The 17,625-nt window shown below is 66.4% G+C and carries 14 protein-coding genes and 1 pseudogene; 5 read left to right on the top strand and 10 right to left on the bottom strand.

Translation table 11 applies throughout. The features are described 5' to 3' along the window. Window positions 1-115: 115 nt before the first annotated feature. Together ACSFBL_RS19130 and ACSFBL_RS19125 are read left to right on the top strand one after the other, a co-directional pair. A pseudogene (locus ACSFBL_RS19130) lies at window positions 116-232 on the top strand (MBL fold metallo-hydrolase); the annotation flags it as partial. Between the two features lie 32 nt (window positions 233-264). After that, the gene (locus tag ACSFBL_RS19125) at window positions 265-1,236 is read left to right on the top strand and encodes a Bug family tripartite tricarboxylate transporter substrate binding protein (protein WP_435517369.1); all 972 of its coding nucleotides are present in this window, start codon (window positions 265-267) and stop codon (window positions 1,234-1,236) included. On the opposite strand, the gene ACSFBL_RS19120 is transcribed toward ACSFBL_RS19125, so the two are convergent. From ACSFBL_RS19120 to def, 5 genes are read right to left on the bottom strand one after another with little or no spacing between them, the layout of a single operon-like run. Further along, complete coding sequence (locus tag ACSFBL_RS19120) at window positions 1,237-1,581, bottom strand: AzlD domain-containing protein (protein ID WP_435517368.1); 345 nt, start codon at window positions 1,579-1,581, stop codon at window positions 1,237-1,239. Further along, window positions 1,578-2,318 carry an AzlC family ABC transporter permease gene (locus ACSFBL_RS19115; protein WP_435517367.1) on the bottom strand — a complete coding sequence of 247 codons (741 nt, stop codon included), beginning with the start codon at window positions 2,316-2,318 and terminating at the stop codon, window positions 1,578-1,580. Before ACSFBL_RS19115 ends, ACSFBL_RS19120 begins: the two co-directional genes overlap by 4 nt. Continuing rightward, the gene (gene fmt / locus ACSFBL_RS19110) at window positions 2,318-3,268 is read right to left on the bottom strand and encodes a methionyl-tRNA formyltransferase (RefSeq protein ID WP_435517366.1); all 951 of its coding nucleotides are present in this window, start codon (window positions 3,266-3,268) and stop codon (window positions 2,318-2,320) included. Before fmt ends, ACSFBL_RS19115 begins: the two co-directional genes overlap by 1 nt. Window positions 3,269-3,275: 7 nt before the next feature. Then, window positions 3,276-3,764, bottom strand: a complete 489-nt coding sequence (locus ACSFBL_RS19105) for a hypothetical protein (RefSeq protein WP_435517365.1) — start codon at window positions 3,762-3,764, stop codon at window positions 3,276-3,278. Beyond that, window positions 3,764-4,297: a peptide deformylase gene (gene def / locus ACSFBL_RS19100; protein ID WP_435517364.1), complete on the bottom strand. Its 534-nt coding sequence runs from the start codon at window positions 4,295-4,297 to the stop codon at window positions 3,764-3,766. Before def ends, ACSFBL_RS19105 begins: the two co-directional genes overlap by 1 nt. Window positions 4,298-4,459: 162 nt before the next feature. On the opposite strand from def, the gene ACSFBL_RS19095 reads away from it, so the two are divergent. From ACSFBL_RS19095 to ACSFBL_RS19085, 3 genes are all read left to right on the top strand, one after another. Continuing rightward, window positions 4,460-5,683 carry a LysM peptidoglycan-binding domain-containing protein gene (locus tag ACSFBL_RS19095; RefSeq protein WP_435517363.1) on the top strand — a complete coding sequence of 408 codons (1,224 nt, stop codon included), beginning with the start codon at window positions 4,460-4,462 and terminating at the stop codon, window positions 5,681-5,683. An 18-nt stretch (window positions 5,684-5,701) separates the two neighbouring features. Then, complete coding sequence (gene dprA, locus ACSFBL_RS19090) at window positions 5,702-6,841, top strand: DNA-processing protein DprA (protein WP_435517362.1); 1,140 nt, start codon at window positions 5,702-5,704, stop codon at window positions 6,839-6,841. An 81-nt stretch (window positions 6,842-6,922) separates the two neighbouring features. Next, complete coding sequence (locus tag ACSFBL_RS19085; RefSeq protein WP_435517361.1) at window positions 6,923-7,438, top strand: Smg family protein; 516 nt, start codon at window positions 6,923-6,925, stop codon at window positions 7,436-7,438. A gap of 125 nt (window positions 7,439-7,563) precedes the next feature. Here ACSFBL_RS19085 and ACSFBL_RS19080 read toward each other — a convergent pair whose 3' ends face one another. The 5 genes from ACSFBL_RS19080 to ACSFBL_RS19060 form a co-directional block, all read right to left on the bottom strand. Further along, window positions 7,564-10,002, bottom strand: a complete 2,439-nt coding sequence (locus ACSFBL_RS19080; RefSeq protein ID WP_435517360.1) for a DUF1631 family protein — start codon at window positions 10,000-10,002, stop codon at window positions 7,564-7,566. 266 nt (window positions 10,003-10,268) lie between these two features. Further along, window positions 10,269-11,222, bottom strand: coding sequence for a protein translocase subunit SecF (gene secF, locus ACSFBL_RS19075; RefSeq protein ID WP_435517359.1), 954 nt, complete (start codon window positions 11,220-11,222; stop codon window positions 10,269-10,271). A gap of 12 nt (window positions 11,223-11,234) precedes the next feature. Beyond that, window positions 11,235-13,112, bottom strand: coding sequence for a protein translocase subunit SecD (gene secD / locus ACSFBL_RS19070; RefSeq protein ID WP_435517358.1), 1,878 nt, complete (start codon window positions 13,110-13,112; stop codon window positions 11,235-11,237). Window positions 13,113-13,334: 222 nt separating this feature from the next. Next, complete coding sequence (gene yajC / locus ACSFBL_RS19065) at window positions 13,335-13,667, bottom strand: preprotein translocase subunit YajC (protein ID WP_435517357.1); 333 nt, start codon at window positions 13,665-13,667, stop codon at window positions 13,335-13,337. Window positions 13,668-14,007: 340 nt separating this feature from the next. Continuing rightward, a complete protein-coding gene (locus ACSFBL_RS19060; RefSeq protein WP_435517356.1) occupies window positions 14,008-17,625 on the bottom strand; it encodes an indolepyruvate ferredoxin oxidoreductase family protein in 3,618 nt (1,205 codons plus the stop codon).

Raw genomic sequence — 17,625 nt, 5'->3', positions numbered from 1 at the left:
CCACATCAGTGCCTTCTGGCTGTCTGTGTAGTAGGTTCGCGTCCGGTAAGCCATCTGCAACACTCCTTCTGCCAACGGCAGTCATCAGTGTGTTGCATCGACCGGTTGAATCCGCAAGCACGTGCTGCCTTTCGACGTGTCGCGCGCCTATGACGAACTGCGCGGCATCGAGCACCCCGTCGTGTGGACGGCGGACCGCGACCGCGAGCTGTGGCAGACCCTGCGCGGCTGATTCCAGATTTCCTTCAACCCCGGAGACAAACGATGAAACGATTCCTGCAACTGATCGCCGCCGGCCTCACGCTCGCGGCGGCCAGTCATGCGCCTGCGCAGACCGCGTACCCCAGCCAGCCCGTGCGGTGGATCGTCCCCTACGTGGCAGGCGGCGGAACCGACAACCTCGCGCGCGCGCTCGCCGATGCCATGCAGCCATCGCTCGGCCAGCCGATCGTCATCGACAACCGGCCCGGCGCCTCGACCAACATCGGCGTCTCGGTGCTGATGCAGGCCAAGCCCGATGGCTACACGATCATGCAGGCCGAGAACGCGGCGCTGCTTTTCAACGAGCACATGTTCGCCAAGCTTCCTTACAAGCCGGCGAGCGACTTCACCTACATCGGCACCATCGGCCGCTTCCCCGTCGCGCTCGTGGTGCATCCAGACTTCCCGGCCAAGACGGTCGCGGAATTCGTGAGCTACGTGAAGGCCCATCCGGACACCGTGAGCTACGCCTCGCCCGGCAACGGCTCGCCGCATCACATGGCGATGGAACTCTTCAAGCAGAAGGCCGGCATCAGCATCCAGCATGTGCCCTACAAGGGCGCCGCGCCGGCGATGACCGACATCATGGGCGGGCAGGTGCCGACCATGATGCTGGACCTCGCGTCCGGGCTGCCGATCATCAAGTCGGGCAAGGTGCGGGTACTCGCGATTGCATTGCCGCAACGGGCGAGCGCGCTGCCCGATGTGCCGACCTTTGCGGAACTCGGCTACAAGGACGTCAATGCCTACGCCTTCCATGGGCTCATCGGGCCGGCCGGGATGCCGCCTGAAGCCGTGAACCGCATCAACAGCGAACTGAAAAAGGCCATGCAGGCGCCGAAGGTGGTGAAGCTGTTCTCGGAGTTCGGCTTCGAGGCGCTGCCCGGGACGCCGCAGGATTTCTACAAGCTGTCGCGGGCGGAGAGCGAGCGGTGGGGGCAGATCATCAAGACGGCCGGGGTGCAACTGGACTGACTACCAGCCCAGTCCCAGGTGCAACGGCAGATAGACCGCCATGCCCGCCAGCATCGTCCCCAGCACGCCGCGCCGCCAGAAGAAATACGCGGCGCCGGCTGCCGCGCCGTAGAGCCGGGCGTCCTTCAAGGTCGAGATCAGGTGGCCCTGGGTCATGACGATCTCGGGAATGATCACCGCCGCCAGCGCGGCGACCGGTGCGTAGTGCAAGGCCCTGTGCGCCCACTCGGGCAGGCCCCAGGGCCGGTCGAGGATGAAGAAGAAGCAGCGCGTGAGCACGGTGATGCAGGCCAGGCCGACGATCACTGCCAGCGTCCAAAGATCGGTTTCGCCGCCGCGGATCATTTGTCGTCCTCCGCATCGGGATCGAGCCCGAACTGCTTCTCGAGCCAGAAGCACAACAGCACGGCCACGCCGATGCCGGCCACGATGTTGAGCTTGAGCGGCAATGCGTAGGCTGCCACGGCAGTGACCCCGGCGATCAGGGCCGCCAGCAGACGCAGGCGCGTGGTCGCCATGGAGCACACGATCGCGACGAGGCTCAGCACGCCGGCAAAGCCCAGTCCCCAGCTCTGGGGGATCATGTTCGCGAGCACGATGCCGAGCAGGCTCATGCCCATCCACGCGCACCAGGTCACGAAGTAGTTGCCCGTGAGATAGGCCTCCTGCGCCCGCTTCTCCGCGTCCGTCACCGGCGGCTGCGCGTACTTCCGCGTGAAGAGCGCATAGCTCATGTCCGCCGTGAGGTAGCCGTGCGTCATGCGGCGCCAGCGCGGCATGTACATGAGGTAGGGGCGCAGGTGAAGGCTGAAGACGACGAAGCGCAGGTTGACGCAGAAACCCGTCGCGAGCACGACCCAGGCCGGCGCGCCCGCGATCAGCAGCGGGATGGCCGCGAGTTGCGAACTGCCGGCGTAGACCAGCAAGGTCATCGCGATGGATTCGAAGACGCTCATGCCCGACTTGAGCATCGCCACGCCGGTCATCAAGCCCCAGGCGCCGATGCCCACGGCGACGGACGACATGTCGCGCACGCCTTCGCCGAACTCCGGCTGACGCCGGATCGAGGAGGAAAGAAACATCAGCCGAAAACCTGGCCGGGCTTCACGTCGAAGCCGCGCAGGAAGTCGGCGACCCGCAGGCGCTTGCCGCCCGCGCGTTGCAGTTCTGTGAGGGTGACGTTCGAATCCTTTGCGGCCACCGCGATGCCGGAAGGCGCGACTGCTACCACCGTGCCAGGCGGTTGGGCCGTCGAGTTTGCCTGAGCCTCTGCGGCCCAGAGCTTGACGGTCTCGCCATCGAGCGCGCTGCTGGCGCCAGGGAAGGGGTCGAAGGCGCGGATGCGTCGCACGATCGTCGCGGCATCCTGCGTCCAATCGACCTGCGCCTCGTTTTTCTCGACTTTGTGGGCGTAGGTCACGCCCTCGGCGGGCTGGGGTTCTGCGTGCAGGATCCCGGCGTCGGCCTGCCGCAGCGCCTCGACGATCATCCGTCCGCCCAGTGCGGCCAGCCGGTCGTGCAGGCGTGCCGTGGTGTCGTCGCCGATCGGCAGCGATTCGCGCAGCAGCATGTCGCCGGTATCGAGGCCGGCATCCATCTGCATGATGGTCACGCCGGTCTCCGCATCGCCGGCCTCGATCGCGCGATGGATGGGCGCCGCGCCGCGCCAGCGCGGCAGCAGGCTTGCGTGGATGTTGAGGCAGCCGAGGCGTGGTGCGTCGAGCACCCATTGGGGGAGGATCAGCCCGTAGGCCGCAACGACCATCACGTCGGCCTTCGCCTCGGCAAGGGCGGTGCGCGCGGCGGCGGCGTCTTCGGGGTACTTGCCGTCGAGCCGCAGGCTGCGCGGCTGCGCGACGGGCCAGCCGCGGCCCACGGCGAACTGCTTGACGGGCGAGGCCTGCAGCTTCATGCCGCGCCCTGCCGGCCTGTCCGGCTGCGTCAGTACCAGCACCACGTCGAAGCCGGCACCAGCGATCGCTTCCAGCGCCACGCCGGCGAACTCGGGCGTGCCCGCAAAAACCAACCTCATGTGCCGCTCACCGACCCATTTCAGTGTCGCGGAACAGCTCGTCCGCGGTGTGATAGTGGTCGACGACCCCTGTCGGATCGATATAGATGTAGAGCAGCCGGCGGTTGTTGAGCGACTTGAAGTGCCAGGCCCAGACTTCGCCGTCGAAGGAAGTCACACGCGAGATCTCGAAGGGGCGACCGTAGGTGCGCAGCACATCCTCGGTGCGCCACTCGCCGGGCTTGATGGTGCTGTCGAACAGGCCTTCGAAGAGTTCCTGCCGGATCGAAAAGACTTTTCCGCTCGCGTCGACATCGATGTTGGTCACCGCGAAACCCGAGGGCGCCCGCGAATACTGCAGACGCTCGCCGCCGTTGGGCAGCGTGTAGGTGCTAGTCGGCTTGCCCAGTCGCTCCAGGGCCGTTGCCCGGTCGGTGCCCAGCGGCAACCGGGTTGGCTCGCTGACGCAGCCCGCAAGGACCGCAGCCAACACCAGTGGCCCCAGGTATCTGAACATCAGCGTCTTCCTTCTCGTTGTTCGAGTTTCTGGTCTTCGCGCTGCTGCTTGAGCAACTTGCTCTTGATGCGATTGCGCTTGAGCGGAGAAAGGTACTCGACGAACACCTTGCCGAGCAAATGGTCCAGCTCGTGCTGGATGCAGACGGCCAGGAGGCCCTCGGCCTCGATCGTCCGCGGTTCACCGTCGAGATCGAGTGCGGTCACGCGGACCGCCGTCGAGCGCTCGACGCCGTCGTAAATGCCGGGCACCGAAAGGCAGCCCTCTTCGTTGAGAACCTTTTCATCACTGGCCCAGACGATCTCGGGATTGATGAGCACGACCGGCGTGTCACGATCCTCGGAGACGTCGATGACCACCAGGCGCTCATGCACATCGACCTGCGTCGCCGCGAGGCCGATGCCGTTGGCGTCGTACATGGTCTCCAGCATGTCGGCGACCAGCGTCTTGATGCGAGCATCCACACCCTGCACTGGCTTCGCGACCGTATGCAGTCGCGCGTCGGGGTAACTCAAAATGGTTCGTTTGGCCATGAAAGCGAGGAAAAGTTGTCGCTATTTTCGCCATTTCCGCGACGCGCCGAGGCGCTCCGAGGTCATATACGTTGCCCAATCAAGGGCTTCAGCGCAAAATTCGTAGCAAATTGTGAGGATTCGTACAAGCTGCCCGGCGCAGCGCGTGCCACACCATAAACCATGAACAAACTCCGTATCAACACTGGTCTGCGTCCGAGCTTCTTCGCAACGCTGACGGCGATCGCCATGGCGAGCATGGGTGGCACGGCAGCTCTAGCGCAGAACTATCCCGTCACGCCGCAGCAGCGCGCGACGGCGCAGCAGACGGCGCAGGCAGGCATCCCGGTGAGCGAACTCGCGCCGAACGCACCTGACGAATACACGGTGAAGCCCGGCGACACGCTGTGGGCCATTTCGCGGCTCTACCTGCGCAGCCCGTGGCGCTGGCCCGAGCTGTGGGGCATGAACATCGGCGAGATCTCGAACCCGCACCGGATCTATCCGGGCCAGGTGCTCTATCTCGACAAGACCGGGGGCCGCGCTCGACTGAGCACGCGCCGCGGCTCCGGCGGGCCCGAGGGCACCGTCAAGCTGTCGCCTCGCACGCGCTACGAATCGCTGTCGGGCATGGCGCTGCCGACGCTCAATCCGAGCCTGATCGAGCCTTTCCTGAGCGAGCCGATCATCATCGACGACAACACGCTCGCGAGCGCGCCGCACATCGTGGCCGGCAACGACAGCCGCGTGCTCCTGGCCCGCGGCGACCGTGCCTATGCACTGGGCGACGCCAATTCGCAACTGATCGAGACGGCCGGCCCGATCCAGACTTTCCGCATCTTCCGCAATGCGACGCCGCTGACCGACCCGGCCACCGGCGAACTCCTCGGCTACGAAGCAGCGTACCTCGGCAGGGCCCAGCTCAAGCGCAGCCAATCGATCGAAGGCCAGCTGGTCGAGGGCAAGGAAGTGATGAACGTCGTCCCGGCGACCATCGACATCATTGCGGCCCGCGAGGAAATGCGTGCCGGAGACCGCCTGCTGCCGGAGCCGCAACGCCAGTTGATGAGCTACGCGCCGCGCGCGCCCGAACAGGTCATCAACGGACGCATCGTCTCGGTGTACGGCAATGCAGTGCAGTTCGTGACGCAGAACCAGGTCGTCGTGATCAACAAGGGCACGCGCGACGGCATCGAGGCCGGCCACGTGCTCGCCATCCTGAAGAATGGCGAAACCGTCGTCGACCGGGCGTCCAACCCGAACTACGACGGCAAGCAGGTGGTGAAGCTGCCGAACGAGCGCATCGGCCTGCTGATGGTGTTCCGCCCGTTCGAGAAGGCCTCCTACGCATTGGTGCTCGAGATCAGCGACGCGCCGAAGCCCGGCGACCTGCTGGTCAACCCATGACGGTCGCTTCGCTTTCGCGTGGAGCGTGAAGAACTCGCAGGCTGGCTGCGCCTTTCGCTGACGCCGGGTATCGGCAACACCGCGGGCCGCAAGCTGCTCGCGGCGTTCGGCTTGCCTTCCGACATCTTCCGGCAGACGCCGGACGCGCTGCGACAGGTCGCGACGGAGGTGCAGGTGCAGGCGCTGCTTCGGGAGCCGGTGGAACTGCCCGCGCTTATCGACGAGACGCTCCAGTGGCTGCAGCGCATCGACAGTCAAGGCGCCACACGACGCATCCTGACCCTGGCCGATGCGGCCTATCCGGCATCGCTGCTCGAGACGGCGGATCCGCCGCTGATGCTCTACCTGCTCGGCGCGCCGGAGTTCGACCTGACGCAGCTCGATCGCAGCATCGCCATGGTCGGCAGCCGCAATCCGACATCGCAAGGCGCAGAAAACGCACGGGCCTTTGCGAGGGCCTTCGGCGAAGAAGGCATCACGGTGGTGTCGGGCCTGGCACTCGGCATCGATGGTGCGGCCCACGAAGGTGCGCTGGAAGCAGCCGAAGCCAGCCACCGGCTTGCGACGGTGGCGGTGGTGGGCACAGGGCTGGACCGGGTCTATCCGGCCCGGCACCGTGAGCTTGCGCATCGCATCGCGGCCGGGGGCTTGATCGTCAGCGAGTACGCGCTGGGCACGCCGCCGCTCAACCAGAATTTCCCGAAGCGCAATCGCATCATCGCGGGGCTGGCCGGTGGCACGCTGGTCGTGGAAGCCGCGCTCAAATCCGGCTCGCTCATCACCGCGAGGCTCGCCGTCGAGCAGGGCCGGGAAGTGTTTGCGATTCCAGGGTCGATCCATTCGCCGCAATCACGTGGCTGCCACGCACTGATTCGCCAGGGAGCGAAGCTGGTCGAGTCGGTGCAGGACGTGCTCGAAGAGCTCCGCTTCGACAACGCGTTGCCGCGTGTGGGCGGCGCGCCTGGCCCGCAGGCCGATCCAGCGAACGAATCCCCGTTGCTGCGCGAACTGGGCTTCGACCCGGTGAGTCTCGACGTGCTCTGCGCCCGCACCGGCTACAGCGCCGCCGACCTGCAGGTGCAACTGCTCGAACTCGAGCTGGCCGGGAGCGTCGCGCGCCTGCCGGGCGGGTTGTTCCAGCGCGTCGCGCTCGGCTGACCATCGGGCAAACCACGGGGCGTCGTGTGCGCGCAACTCGCAGGACGCGACGCGGCGCGTCGGGTGGGCTATATTGGCTCCATGTTCGAAGTGCTCGTGTTTGTCTACGAAAACTACTGGCGCGGCGACGCGTGCCCCGAACCCGAACAACTGGGCCGCAAGCTCAGCGCGCAGGGCTTCGATGCGGAGGAAATCCGCGACGCGTTGCACTGGCTCGACGGCCTGAGCCTCGCGACCCAGGGCGTGCAACTCACCCGGCACGCCGACGGCGTCTCCGCCACAGTGAGCGCGCGCAGCCCGGACACCGCGGTGATCGCGCAGTCACCCGGCTCGATGCGCGTCTATTCGGGCGCCGAGCAGGAGCACATCGGCGCGGAGTGCCTCGGCTTCATCAGCTTCCTCGAATCCTCCGGCGTCCTGCCGGCCGGCATGCGCGAGATCGTGATCGAGCGTGCGATGGCGACGCCGGGCGACCCGCTGGCCCTCGACGAGCTCAAGATCATCGTGCTGATGGTCCACTGGAGCACCGGGGTAGAGCCCGATGCCTTGGTCCTGGACGAGCTCTGCGACGACACCTCTACCCGGGTAGCGCACTAGCTGCTCGCCCCCAGGCTGCGCGCACTTCGTGTCGCTTCGCCTACCCCCTACCGGGGGCAACACCGGCGGCCCGGGGAGCCGGTTCCGCGGTGTTTCACCAAGGGGCCTGGCTGCGCCGGCCAAAGTCAGTTCAGGAGGCGCTCTGGGTTGGCGTCTAGTTTTGCCAAGGCTTCGCGGGTGGCGCGGACCGTCAGCGTTTCTTCTTCGGCGGGTACTAGCAGACCCGCTTGCAGGTAGGACGCCAGTCTGCCGACCTGGATCAGGAAGCTGCGGCCGTCGCTGGATGCGAACAGGTGGAGTTGCTTCCGATCGCTGCGCCAGACGAACTGGACCTGGCTGACGCGGTCGTTGTGGTCGAGCATGAACCATGTGCCGACCTGCAGCTCGTGGGCCCAGGCGAGCATGTCTTCGCTGACCTTGGTGCCGGTGTCGGGCACGACTTCGATCGACGCGGCGTCGACCCCGAGCAGTAGTTCGATGCTCGCGGCGTCAAGGGGCAGGTCGGTCGCGCCTTCGTCGGACACGAAGTCCTCGAGGTTGGCCAGGCGCTTGGCCATGGCTTCGATCTTGGCGGGCGGGATGGCCTCGGTCTTCGACATGAAGGCGTCCGACAGCGTCGCGCCGATCGTCTTGATGTGCGCCTCCTGCGGATCGCCCACGATGCCGAGCAGCGTCATGCCCTGGCGGAGGCGCTGGAGCAGCTTGGGAAGATCCTGGATCACGCGGGTGCGGTCGTTGCGGTTCGGCTTGGCGCTGGCGGCCCAGACGAGGTCGGAGGCGGAGCGCTTCAGCGTGACCGTCTGCTCGTCCTGGGGGCCGTAGCGCAGGGCGGCGATCGCCAGGACTTCGGCCCAGACCTTGAACAGGAATTCGCGGATCTCCTCGCGCACCGGCATGTCGTTGAGCATCTTGCGCAACTCGATGGTGTACTGGATCGCCATCGTCTCCTTCTGCTCGACCTGCTGCGCCACGCTCATCACCCGCTGGGTGGTGTCGCTCTGCGTGAGGTATTTGTTCAGGAAGACGACGAATTCGTCGAACACCAGCTTGAAGACGCGCTGGCCGGTCTCGGGATATTGCTCGATCACCTGCACGACGCGGCGGATCTCGCCTTCCAGCGCGCTGCCCGAGATGGCGGCGGCATCGAAGCCCATCACGCAAGAGCCCATGCGATCGATCAGCATGCGCGCTGGATGCTGCAGGGTCCCGAAGAATTCCGGCTCCGCGATGGCCACGCGCAGGACAGGCATCTGGAGCCGCGCGAACCAGACGCGCGCGGAAAAGGGAATGCGCTCCTCGGCCAGGATGGCCTGGAACATCAGCGCCACGATCTCGACGGTCGCCTTGTCCGCCGTGGTCGGCGCCTTCTTCTTGAGTTCGCTGGTGCGGCGGCGCAGTTCGGCCGACGCGTTGTGGATCGCGGTCGCTTCGTCGCCGACCACATACTGCGAAGCGGCGACCTGATAGGCCGCCTCCGCGTCCGCGATGGCCGCCACGAATGCGGGTGAGCCGCCGACTACACCGCCACCTCCGCCCGCGCCTCCGCCTCCGACGGCTCCGCCGCCTTCCACCATTTCGCCGGGCGCGGACGGGCGACGCTGGGTGATATCCCCGCCGATGCGCGCGCTCACGAAGCGCTTGAGATTCAGCAGCACCCCCTGCGCGCGCTGCCGCGCCATCAGCAGGGGCGACCCGCCGGTGGCAACCATGGTGTCACCACCGCCATAGGAGGCCCCACCCGTGGCGCCGCGTCCCACGCCGACACCGATGGCCGCTGGCGCGAAACTGCCCGCGGGCGCGCCGAAGCCACCCCGCATGGCCGGCTGCTGGACCGTCATGCCCATGGCCGAGCTGCTGCCGCCGGCATGGCTGCCCGCAAAACTTCCGCCGAGCGCCGCATTGCCGGAATTGGCGGAGCCCGTCCGCCGGACGAAGCTCTTCAGGTCGATCTCCGGCATCACGTCCTTGGAGACCAGGAAGGCGTTGGCGTCCTTGTAGGCCTTGACGACCGCGTCGACCATGTGGATCTGCACCTGGTCCTGGACCTTGGTCCAGAGGGCGCGGCTCAGGCCGGTCGCGAGCCACTGGTCGACCAGCACCTTGGCAAGCGCCTCGGGCTTGAGGATGTCCTTGGCTTCGAGCTCGTTCGTCCCTTCCAGATGCTGGATGCGCAGCCGCAGGTCGTTGAGTTCGAAGGAGGCCTTGTCCTGGATCGCCTGGGCCAGACGCGACGACAGGATGCTCGTTTCCACGACTTCGTCGCCAATCAGTTCGAGGCGAGAGAGCGAATTCGATGGGGTTCCGCCCGTCGTGCTGTTGGCCAGCGCCTTTCGCCACGCGTTCTGCGAAAGCTGCACCCAGTTGCCGCCCTGGGCCTGGAATGCCAGGAAGCCGTCGCGGTTCTCCTGCATGTCCCGGGCGTTGCCGGTCTGCGCGGCCAGCGCGACCAGCCTTTCGCGGATCGCATTGGCGACCGGCGCGATCACCCCCTCGGTGGCGGCGACGAAGCGCTCGCGCGTCTCGCGGGAGAGTTGAAGGGATGAGGCATGGGACCGCGTGGGCATGGATGGTCAGGTCGGCAATTTAAATCGGGTCGACAGGCACGAGCTTGCATCGGGAAGCGTAACCGCACAAGAGCCGGCAATGCTCGGCAACCCCAACACTGATGCCGACGCCCAACGCAAGCCCCGGGCCAGCCCGACGCCTACGCCACCAATCGCGGCGTAGGAGGCGAAGGGGGGCCCAGGCCGGCGCCGGGCCGCCCCAAGGCGGCCTGCGGCCCCCTCGGGGGGCAGCGAGTACACGAAGTGACGGAGCGTGGGGGCCAGGTTCACACCGTGGCGCCGGCGTTCGGATCGTCCGGATCGCCCTCGCGCTTGACCGGCCCCTTGACCAGGTCCTCGCGCTTGACGCCCAGCCACATCGCGATCGCGGCCGCCACGAAGGCCGACGAGTAGATGCCGAACAGGATGCCGATGGTCAGTGCGAGCGCGAAGTAATGCAGGGTCGGCCCGCCGAAGAAGAACATCGACAGCACCACGAGCTGGGTCGAGCCGTGCGTGATGATGGTCCGGCTGATGGTCGAGGTGATCGCGTTGTCGATGACTTCGCGGGTGGTCATCTTGCGATAGCGCCGAAAGTTCTCGCGAACCCGGTCGAAGATAACGACCGACTCGTTGACCGAGTAGCCCAGCACCGCCAGCACCGCCGCCAGCACCGCCAGCGAGAACTCCCACTGGAAGAAGGCGAAGAAGCCCAGGATGATGACCACGTCATGCAGGTTGGCCAGCACCGTGGCCAACGCGAACTTCCATTCGAAGCGGAAGGCCAGGTAGATCATGATGCCGACCACCACCATGCCCAGCGCCTTCAGGCCATTGGTGGTGAGCTCCTCGCCGACCTGCGGCCCGACGAACTCGTTGCCGCGCAACGTCGCCGACGGGTCGACCGCCTGGAGCGCCGTCATCACCTGCTGGCTCTGCTGGGCGGAGGTCTGGCCCTTCTGTACGGGCAGGCGGATCTGCACGTCGCGCGAGGTGCCGAAGTTCTGCACCTGCACGTCCTGGTAGCCGAGCCCGGCGATGGTCTCGCGCACCTTGCCGATGTCGACCGACTGCTTGTAGGCGACCTCCATCACCGTGCCGCCCGTGAACTCCACCGACAGGTGCAGCCCGCGATGGAACAGGAAGAACACGGCCAGCAGGAAAGTGACGACCGAGATCGCGTTCAGCACCAGCGCGTGGCGCATGAACGGGATCGTCCTGTGGATTCGGAAGAACTCCATTTTTCTTGTCCCTTATTTCGCGTCGATCGCGGTCTGGGTGGATGGCCTCCAGACGGTGCCGATCGACACGGTCTTGAGCTTCTTCTTGCTTCCGTACCAGAAGTTCACCAGGCCGCGCGAGAAGAACACCGCCGAGAACATCGAGGTGACGATGCCGATGCAGTGCACCACCGCGAAGCCGCGGATCGGACCCGAGCCGAAGGCGAGCAGCGCGATGCCCGCGATCAGCGTGGTGACGTTGGAGTCGAGGATCGTGCCCCAGGCGCGGTCGTAGCCGGCATGGATGGCCGCCTGCGGCGAGGCCCCGCCGCGGAGCTCCTCGCGGATGCGCTCGTTGATCAGCACGTTGGAGTCGATGGCCACACCGATCGCGAGCGCCATCGCCGCGATGCCCGGCAGCGTGAGGGTGGCCTGCAGCATCGACAGGATCGCCACCAGCAGCAGCAGGTTGACCGCCAGGGCGATCGACGAGAACAGGCCGAAGAGCGCGTAGTAGATGCACATGAACACCATGATCGCGGCGAAGCCGTACATCACGCTGTCGAAGCCCTTCTTGATGTTGTCGGCACCGAGGCTCGGGCCGATCGTGCGTTCCTGGATGATCTCCATCGGCGCAGCCAGCGAGCCGGCGCGCAGCAGCAGCGCGAGGTCGTTGGCCTCGACGACGTTCATCGAACCCGAGATCTGGAAGCGGTTGCCCAGCTCGCCATTGATCGATGGGGCGGTGAGCACCTCGCCCTTGCCCTTCTCGAAGATCAGCATCGCCATGCGCTTGTGCATGTTCTCGCGGCTGACGTCGCGCATGATGCGGCCACCCTTGGAGTCCATGGTCAAGTCGACCTTGGGCTGCTGGGTCTGCGAATCGAAGCCGGGTTGCGCGTCGGTGAGGTTCTCGCCCGTCACCAGCACCTGCTTCTTGACGATCACCGGGCGGCCCTGCCGGTCGAGGAATTTCTCGGAGCCGAAGGGCACCGGCCCCGCGCCCTGTTCGGCGGCACGCGCCTCGGCGCTTTCGTCGACCAGGCGCATTTCGAGCGTCGCGGTGCGGCCGAGGATGTCCTTGGCCTTGGCGGTGTCCTGCACGCCGGGCAACTGCACCACGATGCGGTCCAATCCCTGCTGCTGGATCACCGGTTCGGCCACGCCGAGTTCGTTGATGCGGTTGTGGAGCGTCGTGATGTTCTGCTTGAGCGCCGCGTCCTGCAGCCGCCGCGCCGCCTCGGGCCGGATCGAGACGGTGAGCTTGTAGTCGCTGCCTTCCTGGCTCTCGACCGCGGAGAGGTCCGCGAACTGGTCCTGGAGCAGGGCCTTGGCGGCGGTCACGCCGGCCGCATCGCGGAAGCGCATTTCGATGACCTGGCCGTTGCGGTTGACCGCACTGCCGCGCACACCCTTGTCGCGCAGGCCGGTGCGAAGGTCGCTCGCGAAGGATTCGGCCTTCTTGTCGATGGCCCCCTTCATGTCGACCTGCAGCAGGAAGTCCACGCCGCCGCGCAGGTCGAGCCCCAGGTACATCGGGAAGGCGTGGAGCGCCGTCAGCCAGGAGGGAGAACGCGACAGCAGGTTGAGCGCCACCACATAGGGCGGGTCGCTCGGATCCGGCACCAATGCGTGCTGCAGGACGTCACGCGCCTTGAGTTGGTCATCGGTATTGGTGAAGCGCGCGCGCACCGAAGTGGCGTCGAGGGTCAGCAGGTCGGGCGTCAGGTCGGCGGCCTTGAGGGCCTCGGCGACACGGGCCTGCGTACTCGCGTCGACCTTGACGGTCGACTTGGCCGACGACACCTGCACGGCAGGCGCCTCGCCAAAGAAATTGGGCAGGGCGTAGATCAGCCCCACGAGCAACACGACCACGATGATCGCGTACTTCCAAACCGGATATCGGTTCATATATTGGCTCCCCCCCAGGCTGCACGCACTGCGTGTCGCTTCGCCTTCCCCCTACCGGGGGCGCTGTCGGTGGACCGGCTGAGCCGGTTCCACGACAGCTCTGGGGCGCAGCGCGCTGCGCGCGGCTGATGGGGGAAAAGATCGCTGTTCATTGAGCGGGCCGGCGGGGCCGGGCCGGGGGTTGGCTCGCAGGCTGCTTTGGTGTGCAGGCTGCGGGCGGCATTACTTGATGGCGCCTTTGGGGAGTACTTGGACTACCGCGCTGCGTTGGATCTGGACTTCGACGCCCTTGGCGATTTCGATGGTCAGGTACTGTTCGCCGATCTGGGTGATCTTGCCGAGCACGCCGCCGGCGGTCGCGACTTCGTCACCCTTGGCGAGGGCTTCGATCATCGCGCGGGCTTCCTTCTGGCGCTTCATCTGCGGGCGGATCATCACGAAATACAGCACCACGAACATCAGCACGAGCGGGAGCATGCTGCCGAGCGAGGACATCATGTCGCCGCCTCCGGCAGCAGCGGGCGCGGTCTGGGCGTAAGCAGAGGAAATGAACAAGGGAGTCTCCAGCAGAGAGGAAGTAATAAGAGTGCCGGCCTCGAATTCAAGAGGGCCCGCGGATCCGCCGCGGTTCAAGAGCCGCAGCGCAGCGCGTGCCTTGGCCGCGCACAGCACCGGGCATTGTATTCGGCGGAAACATGCCCGCCTCCAGGTTTCCCGCACTCCACGTCGGGTCGTCAACGCCCCCGGAGCGAGGTGATATCAGGCGTGAGCCAATGGCCGGCGCAGCCCAGCCCGTCGATGAAACACCGCGGAACCGGCTTTGCCGGGCCGCCGGTGTTGCCCCCGGCAGGGGGTAGGCGGCTACACGAAGTGAGCAAGCCTGGGGGGAGCAAGGTCAGGCTGCCGCGCGGGTCGCTTGGGGACTGCGCCACTTGGCCATGAGGTCCGCCCAGCGCACCCGTGCCGCAGCCAGATTTCGCTCCTTCACGTGCCCATACCCGCGGATCTGCTCCGGAAGGCTCGCGATTTCCAGCGCCGTCGCATGGTTGGCGGCATTGAGGCCGGCCAGCACTTCGTCGATGCTCGCGCGGTATTCGCCGATCAGGGCGCGCTCGGTCTTGCGCTCGTCGGTACGGCCGAAGATGTCCAGCGCCGTGCCGCGCAGGCCCTTGAGCCGGGCGAGCACCTTGAAGCCGGTCAGCATTGCCGGGCCGAACTTCTGCTTCTGCAGTTCGCCCTTGGCGTTCTTCCTGGCGATGATCGGCGGGGCGAGGTGGTAGTTGACCTTGTAGTCCTTGCCCATTTCCCCCTCGAACATGCCCTCGATCCGTTCGAGGAAGCTCCGGTCGGTGTGCAGGCGCGCCACTTCGTACTCGTCCTTGTACGCCATCAGCTTAAAGAGATAGCGCGCGACGGCCTCGGTCAGGCTGGTCTTGCCCAGTGCCGACTCCGCCTTCTGCACCTTGGCGACGAAGGCCTTGTACTCGTCGGCGTAGGCGGCGTTCTGGTACCCGGTCAGGAACTCGACTCGACGCGCCACCAGGCCTTCGACCGTGTCGCGCTTCTTGAACTCGATGATCTGGCCGGGCTGGACGCGCTTCTGGAAGTCGCCGGGCCGCTGGGCCGCCTGGCGGCCCCATTCGAAGGCCGCCTTGTTGTTGTCGATGGCGACCGCGTTCAGTTCGATCGCGCGCATCAGCGAGGCATGCTCGAGCGGGATCCAGCCCTTCTGCCACGCATAGCCCAGGATCATGGGGTTGACGTAGATCGAATCGCCCATCAGCGAGGTCGCCGCGGCATCGGCATCGAAGGCGCCGACGGCATCGGTGCCGACCGCGCGTGCGATCTCCGTGGCGCAGGCGTCCTGCGGGTTCTGCCAGTTCGCGTTGCGCACGAAGGAAGCCGTCGGGCTGCTGTGGCTGTTGAGCGCCACGTGCGTGCGGCCTTCGCGCATGCGCGCCATCGTCTCGGCGTTGACGCTGACGAGCGGATCGCAAGCCAGGATCAGATCGGCCGCAGCCGTGCCGACGCGCGTCGTGCGGATGTCGTCCTGCGTGTCGCCGATCAGCACGTGGCTCCAGGTCGCGCCGCCCTTCTGGGCCAGGCCTGCGGCATCCTGCGTGACGATGCCCTTGCCTTCGATGTGCGCCGCCATGCCGAGCAACTGCCCGATGGTGATGACGCCCGTCCCGCCCACACCGGCGACCACGACGCCCCAGACGTTGCCGCCCGCGAGCGAAGGCAGCGCCGGCTCGGTGAGCACCCCCAGCTCCGCCGGGGTGGCGCCCTTGCCCTTCGACTTCTTCTTGAGCTGGCTGCCTTCGACGGTCACGAAGCTCGGGCAGAAACCCTTGAGACAGCTCATGTCCTTGTTGCAGGTGCTCTGGTTGATGGTGCGCTTGCGGCCGAACTCGGTCTCCAGCGGTTCGACCGAGAGGCAGTTGCTCTGCACGCTGCAATCGCCGCAGCCTTCGCACACCAGTTCGTTGATGACCACGCGCTTGGCGGGATCCACGGCCGTGCCCCGCTTGCGGCGGCGGCGCTTCTCGGTCGCACAGGTCTGGTCGTAGATGATGGCCGTGGTGCCCTTGATCTCGCGGAACTCGCGCTGGATCTCGTCAAGCTCGTCGCGGTGGCGCACCTTGACGTTCTCGCCGGGTACGTTCACGCCTTCGTACTTCTCGGGCTCGTCGGTGACGACGACCACCTTCACCGCACCTTCGGCATGCAGGCTTTCGGCGATCTGCAGCACCGAATGGCCCTCGGGACGCTCGCCGACCTGCTGGCCGCCGGTCATCGCGACCGCGTCGTTATAGAGGATCTTGTAGGTGATGTTCACGCCGGCCGCGATGCTCTGGCGGATCGCCAGCAGGCCGCTGTGGAAGTAGGTGCCGTCGCCCAGGTTGGCAAAGATGTGCTGGTCGGTCGTGAAGGGCTGCTGGCCCACCCACGGCACGCCCTCGCCGCCCATCTGCGTGAAGCCGATGGTGGAGCGGTCCATCCAGGTCGCCATGAAGTGGCAGCCGATGCCGCCCATCGCGCGCGAGCCTTCGGGCACGACGGTGCTAGTGTTGTGCGGACAGCCCGAGCAGAACCACGGCTGGCGGCCCGCGTCCGACACGCCGGTGGCTTGCGGCGCCGCCATGGCGCGTTCCTTGGCCTCGAGGATGGCGAGTTGCGCGTCAATGCGCGCCGCCATGTCGGCGCCCGCGGCAGCCAGGATGCCGGTCTTTTTCAGGCGCTGCGCGATCGCCTTGGCGATCAGCGCCGGATTCAGGTCCGCGTTGGCGCGCAGCAGGGTGTGCGAGGTCGGATTGGGCATCGACCATTCACCGCCCGAGTAGCCCTCGGCCTGGTGCACCTCGCCCTCGTCGAACTTGCCGACCACGTTGGGGCGGACGTCGGGGCGCCAGTTGTAGAGCTCTTCCTTGAGCTGGTATTCGATGACCTGGCGCTTTTCCTCGACCACCAGGATTTCCTGCAGGCCGGCGGCGAAGGCACGCGTGAGCTGCGCTTCGAGCGGCCAGACCACGGCCACCTTATGCAGGCGAATGCCGAGCTGGCGGCAGGCCGCATCGTCCAGGCCCAGGTCGATCAGCGCCTGGCGCGTGTCGTTGAAGGCCTTGCCGCTGGCCATGATGCCGAAGCGGTCGTTCGGCCCCTCGATCACGTTGTGGTTGAGCCGGTTCGCGCGGATGTACGCGAGCGCGGCGTACCACTTGTAGTGCATCAGCCGCGCTTCCTGCTCCAGCGCATGGTCGGGCCAGCGGATGTGCAGGCCCCCGGGCGGCATCTGGAAATCGGTGGGCATCACGATCTCGACGCGCTCCGGGTCGATCATCGCGGTGGCGCTGGATTCGACGATCTCCTGGATCGTCTTCATGCCCGACCAGATACCGGCGAAGCGGCTCATCGCGAAGGCGTGGATGCCGAGGTCGAGGATTTCCTGCACGTTGGCCGGGAAGAACACCGGTGTACCGCAGGCCTTGAAGATGTGGTCGCTCTGGTGCGCCGCGGTAGAGCTCTTGGAAATATGGTCGTCGCCGGCCACCGCGATCACGCCGCCCCAGGGCGTGGTGCCCGCCATGTTCGCGTGCTTGAAGACGTCGGAGCAGCGGTCGACGCCCGGCCCCTTGCCGTACCAGATGCCGAAGACGCCGTCGAACTTGTTGGTGCCCGCCGGCGAGAAGCCGAGTTGCTGGGTGCCCCAGAGCGCGGTCGCGGCGAGTTCCTCGTTCACGCCCGGCTGGAAGACGATGTTCTGTTCCTTGAGGAACTTGCTGGCCTTCCACAGCGCCTGGTCGTAGCCGCCAAGCGGAGAGCCGCGATAGCCGCTGATGAAGCCCGCCGTGTTCTTGCCCTGCTGCTGGTCGCGAAGGCGCTGCAGCATGGGCAGCTTGACCAGCGCCTGGACGCCGCTCATGAAGGCGCGGCCGTAGTCCAGTGAGTACTTGTCGTCGAGCGTGACCGTTTCCAGGGCCTTGCGGATGTGCTCGGGCAGGGGTGCATTCAT

The organism is Variovorax glacialis, from assembly GCF_051216375.1.
GTDB lineage: Bacteria > Pseudomonadota > Gammaproteobacteria > Burkholderiales > Burkholderiaceae_C > Variovorax.
Note: the sequence above shows the minus strand (reverse complement) of the source record. Positions and strands in the feature narration are given on the sequence as shown.

Bases quoted from the DNA above. Each gene is read 5' to 3' on its own strand.
- ACSFBL_RS19125 (WP_435517369.1), top strand. From the start codon at position 265: ATGAAACGATTCCTGCAACTGATCGCCGCCGGCCTCACGCTCGCGGCG.
- ACSFBL_RS19120 (WP_435517368.1), bottom strand. From the start codon at position 1,581: ATGATCCGCGGCGGCGAAACCGATCTTTGGACGCTGGCAGTGATCGTC.
- ACSFBL_RS19115 (WP_435517367.1), bottom strand. From the start codon at position 2,318: ATGTTTCTTTCCTCCTCGATCCGGCGTCAGCCGGAGTTCGGCGAAGGC.
- fmt (WP_435517366.1), bottom strand. From the start codon at position 3,268: ATGAGGTTGGTTTTTGCGGGCACGCCCGAGTTCGCCGGCGTGGCGCTG.
- ACSFBL_RS19105 (WP_435517365.1), bottom strand. From the start codon at position 3,764: ATGTTCAGATACCTGGGGCCACTGGTGTTGGCTGCGGTCCTTGCGGGC.
- def (WP_435517364.1), bottom strand. From the start codon at position 4,297: ATGGCCAAACGAACCATTTTGAGTTACCCCGACGCGCGACTGCATACG.
- ACSFBL_RS19095 (WP_435517363.1), top strand. From the start codon at position 4,460: ATGAACAAACTCCGTATCAACACTGGTCTGCGTCCGAGCTTCTTCGCA.
- ACSFBL_RS19085 (WP_435517361.1), top strand. From the start codon at position 6,923: ATGTTCGAAGTGCTCGTGTTTGTCTACGAAAACTACTGGCGCGGCGAC.
- ACSFBL_RS19080 (WP_435517360.1), bottom strand. From the start codon at position 10,002: ATGCCCACGCGGTCCCATGCCTCATCCCTTCAACTCTCCCGCGAGACG.
- secF (WP_435517359.1), bottom strand. From the start codon at position 11,222: ATGGAGTTCTTCCGAATCCACAGGACGATCCCGTTCATGCGCCACGCG.
- secD (WP_435517358.1), bottom strand. From the start codon at position 13,112: ATGAACCGATATCCGGTTTGGAAGTACGCGATCATCGTGGTCGTGTTG.
- ACSFBL_RS19060 (WP_435517356.1), bottom strand. From the start codon at position 17,625: ATGAATGCACCCCTGCCCGAGCACATCCGCAAGGCCCTGGAAACGGTC.